This window comes from Wolbachia endosymbiont (group A) of Cydia strobilella (assembly GCF_964026745.1).
GTDB classification, from domain to species: Bacteria; Pseudomonadota; Alphaproteobacteria; order Rickettsiales; family Anaplasmataceae; genus Wolbachia; species Wolbachia pipientis.
In genome coordinates this window covers 933,524-946,115 of sequence record NZ_OZ034694.1, presented here as the reverse complement: position 1 = coordinate 946,115, position 12,592 = coordinate 933,524, and the positions used below count along the sequence as shown (strand labels likewise).

Annotated in this window: 9 protein-coding genes and 1 tRNA gene; 4 read left to right on the top strand and 6 right to left on the bottom strand. The window is 34.7% G+C overall.

Going from position 1 to position 12,592, the window contains the following annotated elements:
• Positions 1-7 precede the first annotated feature (7 nt).
• Positions 8-80 (bottom strand) — tRNA-Val (locus AAGD76_RS04690).
• Positions 81-579: 499 nt separating this feature from the next.
• Between AAGD76_RS04690 and AAGD76_RS04685 the strand changes: the two genes are divergently transcribed.
• From AAGD76_RS04685 to AAGD76_RS04675, 3 genes are all read left to right on the top strand, one after another.
• A complete protein-coding gene (locus AAGD76_RS04685; RefSeq protein WP_341820454.1) occupies positions 580-3,708 on the top strand; it encodes a peptidase M2 in 3,129 nt (1,042 codons plus the stop codon).
• 17 nt (positions 3,709-3,725) lie between these two features.
• Positions 3,726-3,881, top strand: coding sequence for a hypothetical protein (locus AAGD76_RS04680; protein ID WP_153296799.1), 156 nt, complete (start codon positions 3,726-3,728; stop codon positions 3,879-3,881).
• Positions 3,882-4,382: 501 nt separating this feature from the next.
• Complete coding sequence (locus AAGD76_RS04675; protein WP_341820453.1) at positions 4,383-5,690, top strand: collagen-like protein; 1,308 nt, start codon at positions 4,383-4,385, stop codon at positions 5,688-5,690.
• A gap of 744 nt (positions 5,691-6,434) precedes the next feature.
• On the opposite strand, the gene glyA is transcribed toward AAGD76_RS04675, so the two are convergent.
• The 5 genes from glyA to AAGD76_RS04650 all read right to left on the bottom strand — a co-directional run bounded on the left by glyA (position 6,435) and on the right by AAGD76_RS04650 (position 11,974).
• Positions 6,435-7,712, bottom strand: a complete 1,278-nt coding sequence (gene glyA, locus AAGD76_RS04670; protein ID WP_341820452.1) for a serine hydroxymethyltransferase — start codon at positions 7,710-7,712, stop codon at positions 6,435-6,437.
• 40 nt (positions 7,713-7,752) lie between these two features.
• Positions 7,753-8,973, bottom strand: coding sequence for an MFS transporter (locus AAGD76_RS04665; RefSeq protein WP_253303566.1), 1,221 nt, complete (start codon positions 8,971-8,973; stop codon positions 7,753-7,755).
• Between the two features lie 135 nt (positions 8,974-9,108).
• Positions 9,109-10,338, bottom strand: a complete 1,230-nt coding sequence (locus AAGD76_RS04660) for an MFS transporter (RefSeq protein ID WP_341820451.1) — start codon at positions 10,336-10,338, stop codon at positions 9,109-9,111.
• A gap of 75 nt (positions 10,339-10,413) precedes the next feature.
• Positions 10,414-11,628, bottom strand: a complete 1,215-nt coding sequence (locus AAGD76_RS04655) for an MFS transporter (RefSeq protein ID WP_174515889.1) — start codon at positions 11,626-11,628, stop codon at positions 10,414-10,416.
• A 184-nt stretch (positions 11,629-11,812) separates the two neighbouring features.
• Complete coding sequence (locus AAGD76_RS04650) at positions 11,813-11,974, bottom strand: hypothetical protein (protein ID WP_006280042.1); 162 nt, start codon at positions 11,972-11,974, stop codon at positions 11,813-11,815.
• A 107-nt stretch (positions 11,975-12,081) separates the two neighbouring features.
• Here AAGD76_RS04650 and AAGD76_RS04645 point away from each other — a divergent pair, with 107 nt between their 5' ends.
• Positions 12,082-12,570: a hypothetical protein gene (locus AAGD76_RS04645; protein ID WP_006280043.1), complete on the top strand. Its 489-nt coding sequence runs from the start codon at positions 12,082-12,084 to the stop codon at positions 12,568-12,570.
• Positions 12,571-12,592 lie beyond the last annotated feature (22 nt).

Genomic DNA, 12,592 nt, shown 5'->3' with positions numbered 1-12,592 from the left:
AAAAACGTGGGTAACACTGGGTTCGAACCAGCGACCGCTTGCACGTCAAGCAAGTGCTCTACCAACTGAGCTAATTACCCATCGTGGTTTTAGTATAGTGCTTTGGTGGAATGAAAGTCAATAAACCACTTTGCTTTTGTCCTTGTCCAATGTGATTCCGGAATATAGCTGTATAGAATTTCAGCCATATTCTAAATTTTACATATTAAGTTAACTATCTATACTTTATTTATTAAGATATAAATTATATTAATACAGGGATTTACGTTTTTTTTAGGGAAATTACTTTATGCTTGATATTGAAAGATCAGCAAATTAGAGGTTAAAATTATGACAATTAGTTAACAAGTAAATAAAAATATAATTAAAGCAGAATATTTCAACAATAACGGCAAAGGGTTTAATTCGCCACATGTTATAGAAGTTGAAGATTTAAATATTAAAGTAGAGGTTTATTCTCACAATTTAAGAGCAAGTAAAGTTGCTAACATTGAAAGTGAGATAAGAGAAACAGCTACTAATTTTGAAAACGCATTCGAGTTAGAACGCGGCAGTTCAGAACAAACATTTAAAATTTACATGTTTGATGACAAGGATGATTACACTCACCTTGGCGGAAGCGAGCGTTTCGGTTCTTACCTTGGAGACGAAGGTGGTAAATGTTACTACAAAGGGAAAGCTGACGTTTTTGCTGAAATGTACGTCTACCAGCAAGGTGGCATTCATAACCTTCAGCATGAATTTGCACATGGTTTAACTTACTTGGCTACAGGAGACAAATCTTTACCTACAGTATTAATGGAAGGAATTGCAGACTACTTTGAGCATCATTCAGATCATAAATTCAATTCTCAAGGATCAAGTATCGACAAAACTGAAGCTGCAAATTTGGATTTAGATAAAATTTTAAGTTTAGAATACTCAAAGGACAGCGAAGCAAATAGCTTGGTTTATAAAACAGGTCATGCGTTGATAATGTACTTACAGGAAAAAGATCCTAGTTTATTAAGAGACTACCTAGATGCTTTACGTCAAGGTAACTCAGATGAGTCAAAAAGTTTCTTGAAAGACATAAAAGGACACGATACTGACTTCAAAAGTTGGCTTGCTGAGAATGATACAGAAACTGCAATGGAACATCTCAACGCTTTGCAAGTTACAAAAGGAGATTTCATAGCAATTGGTCAAGAAATAGTGGGTGGAGAAATTAAAAACGTATCCTACTATAAAGCAAATATAGAAAAAATGGATGGAGAAAACGTTGGAAGTTTTTCTCCTGTAGAACACGTTGCATTTTATGATGTTGCTCGTGCTATAAATAGGGCAACAAATGATACATTTGATATATCAAAGGAATATCATTTCCTCAAGGTAGTAAAAACTTCCGATGGACAGGATAAACTAACTTACTCTGACCAACAAGGTAATGAGTACCGAAACAGTCTAGAGTATAAAAATCAGGCTTTTAGAATGCTATCAAAGTATGATGAAAATTTAAAGAAAGCTTATGATGATGCATTAAAAAATCTGGATGAGCAGAGGCAAATGGAATATCCCAAGATAAATAAAGAATATAGCGAAGGGAAGATTTCTTACGAAGAGTATTCAGACAAATATTATTCAATTCCCTCCAAATATGAGGAATTAAAAAGTACCTTACTTGATAAAACCATAAACACTGGCTTAGAACAAGTAAAAGCGACTAAGAACATCGACGTAGAAAAGATGTTAGGAGAGATGATCAACATCGATTCAAACTTGATAAGAGGTACAAATCATATTGATCTACAAGAAGGTAAGATTTTTTCTATGCAAGCTCATGGTCAAGGAGATATGGGTGCACTGTCTATATATGACGGAAATACAAAGCTTGGAGAATTATTGAGCGAATCAGGATTTTTTAAGCAAGTTGAAGGCCAAACTAAAGAAACTTTCGTTTTTGAGGATATATTGCACAACTTAAATGTTTCATACGAAGGCGGTGCTTACATGGCAGTTACAAAAGAAAATGGTCATTATAAAGCTTCCCTAATAGATGGCAGAACAGTTGAACGCGATGAATACTTTGATGAAGCGCATTTACATGAAAATGAATTGTTGCATCCTAGCACTGGACACATCCAAAAAGATTTAGATTCTCTGCTTCTTAGAGGTACCAAAATTTTGAATCATCAGGATTCAGAACATGCACAATATTCTGATGAGCAAAAGGCAAATGGAGTAATCGTGGAAAAAGGAAAATTACTGGATAATAAGGGAACAGATAGGACAGACGATGATGTATATGAAGCTGTCGTAAAGCAAGGAGACGAGCGCTTACATGAATTTAAAAATATGGGCTTTTATATTACCGAGAAAGGTGATCTATTTATTCATGACCATGGAGCAAACGTAAGGTTTCAACTACCACAAAGTATTACTCACCTAAAATTAGTGGAAAAAGATGGAGCATATAAGCTTGTTCCGGTGACGAAAGATGGGAATGAACATCCAGTAGGTATGCCAAATATATCAGACGAATATAGATATATAGATCCAATATTTGCACATGAATATGAAAAGAGAGATTATTCCCATAAACATGTAAATGTGGGCCTTATAAACTTAGAGAAATATGGCTCTGGCAAACTTTTTGCTATAAAGTACGACCCAAATGATTACCACATACAAAGAAACTCTAGCGGTGAAATAGTTAGAATAAAAGATCAAACATATTTCACTAAAGTAAAATTGTTTGATGGCGACGAAGAAATTGGAATGTTATCTAATAACTTCCATAACTTCAAAGGTAAAATATTCTTTTCTGCTGACTACAACTACAGTTATAACGATTTCCTAGCATCTGTTTCTCCTCAAGTTGAAATTGAGGATATGGGAAATGGAAGTAAAAAAATAACTTTCGATCAAGGTAGTGGTGATATCGGTGATACTAATAGAGGCTACACGGACTATCAGAGAATATATACAAAAACCGAAAGTCCAAAAGGGCAAGTAAGTGAAACTAAGACAGAAGTTCATAGTACTACTAATGTTGTTGCACAAGCTGCTGAAGAGAAAACTGCATCAAACGACAATAGTGAAATGCAGTCTGATCAGCCACAAATTCCAACAAGGGCAAAAAGGTCAGCTTCAGTGGAGGAGAAAGAGCAAGAACAGGTAGTATTAAAAGACACAATTCTCAAAATAGAAAAGAGCTACGAGCAGGACTCAGAAGGGAAGCATAAGGCAAATGTAACGATAAATTATAATGATGTGAAAGCCTTGTATGATAGAGCGGAAGGAGCAGAAAAGCAATCTGTGTTAGATTTTTGGAACAAACTGCACACATCAGATTATAAGGTTGGTGCTTTGCCGGAAGACAAATACTATTTTGAAAAAGGCAAATTCGTAATCCACGATAGTGGCACAAAGAAGCTTATAGTGTTACCTGAAGATAAGGTGTCCATCAAGATAATGAAGGATGGTGATAGTTATAGTTTAGCTATATCAAGTGGTAATGGCAAAGTAATAAACAGCATTAGTAAAATAGATAATCCAAATTACGAATTGCTGTCAGATTCAAGTCATTTCAATTCAGGGGAGCAAGATAATATTGTATTATCAGATCAACATCACGAATATAATCTTTATCTAGAGAATGGTTTTGTGAAAATGTTCGATTGCGCAAGCGATCACATTTATCACGACCACAACTCGGCCTATATCTAATACATACAAGGAGGGCAGTGCCCTCTTCTTGTCATTCCAGTGTCAAGCACTGCCGTCTTGGATGGAAACCAGCGTCACGCCCTGGAATGACAGGGTTTGTCATCCGAGTAGCCCCTTCGGTGTCATCCCAGTGCCCAGACACTGGGATGGCTTTGTTGCATCGCTACTTATGAAAGGCTAACTATAATTAGGATTATAAGCAACCTATTGAAAATCTTGTTTTTTTGCAATCAATCTGATCAAATTTAAGAATAGTAATTTGTTATTTATATTAATAAATTTAATTCTATTGAAAATAGCTAAAGCATTGAAATTCTTGAATTTTAGCCGGATTGGTAAATGGTAGTGAAATTTCTTTTACTCAAATTTAGGTATTCATTGACCGTTCTTGTTATAAATACCAGAATAATAAGCTACTGATATTCCCTATCTTTTTTATCTTTAATCCATCATAGCTAGCGATGCAACAAAGCCCACTGGGATCCAGAAAACTTAACTTTAAATAAGTGGCTGCATAATAAAGGCTGGATTCCAGACTGGAATGACATCATCTGCTACACACTTGAATGACAAGAGAAGAATTCTGAAACAACAAGTTTCAAGGAAATCTTATGTAAAATCTAGCATTAACAAAAATTATACTATTTTCATGCATGCTATGGTTTTTGTAATTAATGGAGGGTGATATGGCGTTGAGTGAAAAATTGAGTACAATAGATACAATAGAAAACCTTGCAACTAACAAAAATTTTTTAGGAAAATTGATAGTGGAACTCAATAAGGGTGCTAATGATAAAGGTATATATACTAAAAAAGGTGTGGATGATGAGTTGAGAAAGAAAGCTAATACTGCAGATGTTTACACTAAAACTGATGCAGACACTGCTTTTGTCAAAGCTACAGAGCTTAAAACAAAAGCTGCAGCGAAAGATGTCGTGGATGCTATAATTGCTTCTACTGATTTTACCGATAAAGTATACACTAAAAATGATGCAGATACTGCGTTTGTTAAAACTGCAGATCTTGCAACAAAAGTTGCAAAAAAAGCTGTTGTGGATGCTTTAATACCACAATTAGCAAAAGGTGCTGATGATAATGGTATCTATACTAAAAAAGGTGTTGATGACACGTTTCTTAAAACTGCAGATCTTGGAACAAAAGTTGCAGAAAAAGCTGTTGTGGATGCTTTAATACCACAATTAGCAAAAGGTGCTGATGATAATGGTATCTATACTAAAAAAGGTGTTGATGACACGTTTCTTAAAACTGCAGATCTTGGAACAAAAGTTGCAGAAAAAGCTGTTGTGGATGCTTTAATACCACAATTAGCAAAAGGTGCTGATGATAAAGGTATCTATACCAAAAAAGGTGTGGATGATGCATTTGTTAAAACTTTAGGACTTACAGATACGCTAAAAACAGAAGTAGTAAAACAGCCTGTTGTGGATGCTATAACTGCTTCTCCTGATTTTACAAATAAGGTATATATTAAAGCTGCTCCAGCCGATGAAGTTTACACTAAAACTGCTGCAGAGACTGCTTTTGTTAAAGCTACAGAGCTTAAAACAAAAGCTGCAGCGAAAGATGTCGTGAATGCTATATTTGATGCAAAAGACGGCGACAAATCAATTTTAGTGGATAAATTAGGAGGATTTCTTGATGCTACTGACACAGCGTATGGTGACAAAAATGATCAAACAGCAAAGGTGTTCTTAGGAGGTAAAGGGCTAAAAGGGGAGACAGGAGCCACTGGTCCTAAAGGAGCAGATGGTAAAGATGGAGCTCAAGGCCCACAAGGAGAGACAGGGGAGACAGGAGCAGATGGTAAAAGTCCAATAGCTGCTGAGAAAGCCTTACAAGAGCATGTAACAAAGATAAGCATACAAAGTCCAGAATTTAAAAGAGCTGTGCAAGAGGAAATGTCACAACCGTATTTTGAGCCTCCAACAAGTGATGATGCTGCACTTAATTGGACTTGGTAATACAGCTTAGATCCAAGTAGTCACGCTACTTGGATGACGTCATATGGTCCTCTGATGACGGAAAAAGGACTCGGATAACACCCTACAATGTCATTCCAGCGCGTGACGCTGGAATCCAGCCTTTTCATAATCATTAAAATGTTGTATTTTAACATAAAACGGCTACTTTTATGCTTACCAACTTAATAAAATTCCTGGATCCCAGTGTCTGGGCACTGGGATGACACCCTACTAGCAGAAGTTACTCTCAAATGTTTGTTCATGTTAGCTACAAACATTAAGAAATTTACCAAACGAAAAAAAGGCAAAAGAAGCCCTAGTCATTGTCTATTTTCAGTATTGGCGTTTTTTAAGTCTTAAACACTGCAATTTAGCTGCTTTTAAATGCAACTCATCTTAGTTTAAATGTTTAAGAAATTTACTAAGCAGAAAAAAAGGCAAAAGAAATCCCGTATTAGCTAGTTGTCACTCTCTAATCCTGCAAATTGGCGTGCTATACTGTCTTAAACGCTTTATAAGCGCGTTTCAGCTTATATAGGTAAAAACCCAGAAATGTTGTGAAGACGTAGGGTGCGCATAGTGCAAAAAATTAAAAATAAGACGCCAATTACGTAATACTGTTGTCGTTTAATCTGCACAGATTGAAGATAAATGAATACCTTCAGTTTCATGATAAGAGGGCTGGCGAAGGGTGTCAAGTAAGTTTTTTCGTTTCTACCAGCTACTTGGATGACACCACATAAATTAATAAATAGGAAAATTACTACAAATCTTTTCAACTTTAGTTTTCACCGTTCTTTCAATATCAGGGCTATTTCCGCTGATTAATCCTTGAATTACTTCATTCATTAGACCAGCTATTTCTTTAAAATTTTCTGCCTCAAGTCCGCGTGTTGTCTCAGCAGCGGTGCCAAAACGGAGCCCTGAGGTGATGGTTGGCTTTTCTGTGTCAAATGGCACAGAGTTTTTATTGCAGGTAATGCCAGCCCTCTCAAGGCTATCTACAACGTCTTTTCCAGTTAATTTCTGTGATCTTAAGTCAACTAGCACTATATGAGAGTCAGTGCCACCGGTTATAATGTCGAGTCCATGCTTTTGCAATTCTTGAGCCAGCACTTTCGCATTTTCCACGACTTTCTTGCTATAAGTCTTAAACTCTGGTGCTAATGCTTCTTTAAATGCAACAGCTTTTGCAGCTATCACATGCATAAGTGGCCCGCCCTGCAATCCTGGAAAAACTGCGGATTGAATTTTTTTGTGTAATGCTTCATCATTGGTCATCACTATTCCACCACGAGGACCACGCAAAGTTTTGTGAGTCGTGGAAGTCATAACATGTGCATATTCAGCAGGGGATGGATATTCGCCCGCTGCAATAAGCCCTGCATAGTGAGCAATGTCTGCAAGCAAATAAGCACCAACTTTATCTGCAATCTCGCGAAAGCGTTTGAAGTCCATTTTTCTTGGATAAGCAGAAGCACCAGCTATGATCAATTTCGGTTTATGCTCCAGCGCCAGCTTTTCTATCTCATCCATATCCAGCAAGTAAGTGTCTTTATTCACTGTATATTGAATTGACTTAAACCATTTACCAGAAAGGCTTGGTGCCGCACCATGAGTTAGATGCCCACCGCAACTCAGTGATAATCCAAGTATTGTATCGCCTGGAGTAAGCAGTGAAGCAAATACCGCCTGGTTTGCCTGAGAACCAGAATGAGGTTGAACGTTTGCAAATTTAACACCAAACAACTTACAAAGTCTTTCTATAGCCAGACTTTCAATTTTGTCCACATGCTCACAACCACAGTAATATCTTTTACCTGGATAACCTTCTGCGTATTTATTAGTCAGAAAAGAGCCTTGTGCCTCCATTACCGCTTTGCTTGCAAAATTTTCTGATGCAATTAATTGCAATTGTGATTTTTGGCGTTGTAATTCTTTTTCTATAGACTGATAAACCTCGTTATCAAAAGACTTTAAACTATTTTTAGAGCCACAGATTTTCTTTAAAACACTCATCATAGATCAAACCTCGCTTTAATTTTAAGATGCACAAGCAATTTTAAGACTGCTTGTCCTGCTTTTTTAACCATAAGAGCCCAAAAACAGCTATTAGCAAACATACAGGAATAATAGATGTTGCTTTTATCAGCAATTCAGCACTATAAATAGGACTTCCATGTATAATCGCTTTATCCCAATAAGAACCTATTACCTTCGCAATTCCAGTGTGAAAGAGGTAGCCAAAAACCATAACTATCATATTTGATACAGCTGTAGTTAATCCTATTAAGTTATTATTTACATAACTTAATGCTTTGTACAGTGTTACTATTTGATATCCAGAAGCGAAACCTATAACAAGAAGTGCAGGCAATACAATATACAATCCGCCAGCCCGTGTAAAAAGTAAAAGGAAACTAGCAATCATTGCAAAGGAACAGACAATAATAACTTCATAATGTCTATTTGGGTATTTTTCTAATATGTGAGCAAAAGAGAGCAATCCAGCTGCAAATCCTACATATATAACAGAAGAAATTGAAGACGCTAGATCACCGGCCATTTGATATACCTCACATAAAAAAGCTTTTGTCCAAGCATCAGCAAAACCTTCTAGTGGACCTACCATTAAGCCACCAAAAAAACTAATTAGAATGATATATTTATTGAAAAGCACAGTTTTTAGATCCTTCATGCTAATTTTTTCTTTTCGAAAGTCGTAAGCATTGTAAGGAATAACTAAAAATAAAGATAAAGCGAGTAAGAAACCAAACCCTGAAAGAATATAAATTACGTAATTCCAACCAAACTCATCAAGCAAAAGTTCTATTGGTAGACCACCATATATTGCCCCTAATAGCCCTATAATAACAGATATGCTTGCCATTTTTGCTGATTTTTCTCGCGAAAAATACATACTGGCAACTTTAAATACTCCTATTGCTGACGCAGACGAGCCAATCCCAACAATTATTCTACCTAATACTGAATAATACCACTCATCAAAGCACACAAGAGGTAATGTTCCAATAGATACCAAGACAGCACAAATAGGTAAAACAATTTTTGGACCGAATCTATCAAAACAAAGACCAACAGGGATATGAACTAGTGTAAATCCCACATAGTAGAGACCATTAAATTGCCCTAAATCTGCAATGCTTATATTAAATTTTGTTATTAATACAGGCGCAATTATGTTTGGCATGACACGTAACACATACTGGTATGCATAGAAAAGAGATACTATCAACCATACAAAAAAATTACTTTTCGACATACCTACCACCTAATAAAACCCAATTACAATTAAAACAAAAATATCAAAGTAAAATAAAGTATTATATTTCATAATAACAAGAGCCTTAAATTAGTACATCTAACGATTTTATCATACGAGCCTTCGATAAATTATCTACTTATTACAATCAACTTCTCTAAAATCTTTATTTTTTAACCATAAGAGCCCAAAAACAGCCACCAGCAAACATACAGGAATAACTGATGTTGCTTTTATCAGCAATTCAGCACCATACACAGGATTTCCTTGTATTATTGTTCTATCCCAACACAAATCTACTATTTTTGCGATCCCAGTGTGAAAAAAATAGCCAAAAACCATAACTATCATGTTTGACACAGCTGTAGCCAGGCCTACTAAGTTATTATTTACATAACTTATCGCTTTGTAAATGGTAACCACCTGATATCCAGATGTGAAGCCAATAATAAAAAGCGTAGGTAATACAACATACAAGCCACCAATCTGAGTAAAAAGCAAAAGAAAACTAGCGATCATTGCAAATGAGCATGCAATTATTACTTCATAATGCTTATTTTTATATTTTTCCAATAAATAAGCCAAAGAGAATGATCCTGTTAACATTCCTATCAATATTACGGAAGAGAGAGAAGATGCCAAGTCTTCATTCATTTTATATACTTCAAAAAAGAATGCTTTCACCCAACCATCGGCAAAACCTTGCATTGGACCGACCATGAGTCCACCAAAAAAGCTAATTAGAATAATATGCTTGTTGAAAAGTATGTTTTTTAAGTCTCTAATGCTAACTTTTTCCTGTTGAGCATTGCTTTCAGGCGTTACTAAGAACAGCAACAGAGCAAGTAAACACCCAAATGCTGAGAATGTATAGATAACATAATTCCAGCCAAATTTATCGAGTAAGAAGTCTAAAGGTAACCCGCCACATATCCCTCCCAAAATTCCTATAATTATAGATAAGCTGGCCATTCTTGCTGATTTTTCTTGCGCAAAATACATGCTTGCAACTTTAAAGATTCCAATTGCCGAAGCGGATGACCCAATTCCCACAATTATTCTTCCAATTATTGAATAATTCCACTCATCAAAGCATATAAGCGGTAGTGTTCCGGTAAATGTCAAAACGGTACAAGCAGGTAAAACAAACTTTGGTCCAAATCTATCAAGGAAAAGACCAATAGGTATATGAGCTAGCGTATAGCCTACATAGTATAACCCACCAAACTGGCCAACATCTGCAATACTTATGTTAAATTTTGTTATTAATTCAGGCGCAATTATGTTTGGAATTACGCGTAATATATATTGGTATGCATAAAACAGTGACGTCAACAACCAGATTAAAAAATTCCTCTGCAACATGAATCTCAGCTAAAATTTAGGATTATAGATACTTTAGTTATAAAAAACAATACTATATTAATCATCTAAATCTGCTTAGCTCTTTTTACAGCTTATAACTTTAAGTAACCAAAAGCCTATCATTCCTATTAGTAGGCATATAGGTATTATTAACATAGACTTAACCATTACATCAGTTCCATAAAATGGCTTTCCATCGATAATTTCACCGTTCCAATAAAAATTCATTATATTTGCAATAATGACGTGAAAAAAATAACCAAAACTCATAACTATGGAATTACCTACAGATCCTGCACTTGCTACTGCTTCGTTTTTTACACAACTTACAACTTTAGCAGTAAAAACAATTTGGTATGCAGAAGCAAGACCAATAATGAATAGTAATATACATGCCAGGAGTTCACTAATATTGCATATAAAAAGTAATAAGAACACAATTATCATGGCCATAGCACAAGAAATTATTATTTCATAGTGCTTGGTTGGATTTTTTGCTAATATGTAAGGAAGTAATAAATGCCCAAAGCCAAAGCCTATTAGTATCCATTTTGAAATGCTATATGCAATGTGTCTATCTATAGCGTACATCTCATGCAAGAATGTTGCGGACCACGCATCTGCAAAGCCTTCTAATGGTCCAACCATAAAACCGCCAAACAAACCTATCAATAAAATATCTTTATTAAATATAACTTTGCTTAAATTTTTAATATTTAATTCTTCGTCTGAGGTGCCAACTTTAGGTATAGATATAAAGGTAGTTAAAGCAAGCAATAATCCAAGCATTATACACACAGTAAATAAATAATCCCACCCAAACTTATCAAGTAAGACATGTAATGGTTTGGTGGCAAATACACCACCTGAAATGCCAATAATAACCGATATGCTGAACATCATGGCAAATTTTTCTCTATGGTAATAGATTCTTATTATTTTAAAGAGTCCAAGTACTGAAGCAGAGGATCCAATACCAGTAATTATTCTTCCAATAATAGAATAACTCCAATCATTAGAACTGACTAAAGGTAAAGCACCTAAAGATGTTAATGCAATACAAATCGGTATAACAACTTTAGAACCAAATCTATCTAAAAGAATACCTACAGGAATATGTGCTAACACATAACCTACATAATACAGTCCACAAAATTGTCCTATTTCTGTTGTTCCTATATTAAACCTTACTACCAATTCAGGAATTATAATATTTGGAATTACGCGTAATATATATTGGTATGCATAAAACAGTGACGCCAACAACCAGATTAAAAAATTCCTCTGCAATACTTTACCCCAAAGCTAGCATTATAGATACTCTGTTTATAGAAAACAATATTTTTATGAATACTTATTTTAATTTACCGGAATTTTATACAGTTGAACTCATAGCCAACATAAGTAGTTTATGCATTAACTAAATTTTCCAGGTTCAAGTTTGGATGATGGAAAAAGTTCACTTTTTCTATTTTTAAAAGAGACCTTTTATTTTACTTATAATTTTTTCTACCATATCTACAACTGGCTCATGAATAAGGTATATGAAAAAAATTACACCACAAATGATAAGTATATTTATGATTTTACCCTTATTCATCTTTATCTTGAGCTTCACTTTTGTTACAAGATCCATTTTATTTATGTTTTTATTTCATGCTGACAATTATATCTTAAATACCATAATTTTCAGTAAAATTTGACTTCAGAAGTATTCTATTAATTCAATATTAAAGCAGGCTGATGAATATAAGCACGATAGATAATACGCTGCAAAATTACATAACAAAATACATTGAACAAACATTCGCTACACACGTGCTAGGCAATAGATACGACAAATTGTATAGGAAACTTCTAAGTGGTATAGAAGAGATAATAAAGCTTGCTGTAAATGAAGCAAAACACTACGATGAAAATTTAGAAGATCTATATAACGATTCAAGATTTAATAAGAAATTTATTCAAGCTGTTGCTAAACATCAGGTGTCGGAATTTTTAAATACTTATCCGAAAAGAAAAGAAATTGTTGCAGAATTTTACAATGAACATCACATTAACGAAAGTGATTTAAAGACTCTGGAAAAGGGGAAAGATTTAGTAAATAAAATAAATAACATTAACTTACTGCAACAAAATGAAAAAAATGAGGAATTCAATATTAGAAAGACACTTGCTCAATCAATAAAAATGCCTTCCATAGAAAAACACAAGTTAGAACATTCAAAATAACCTTGGCGAAGTATGGCAAAAT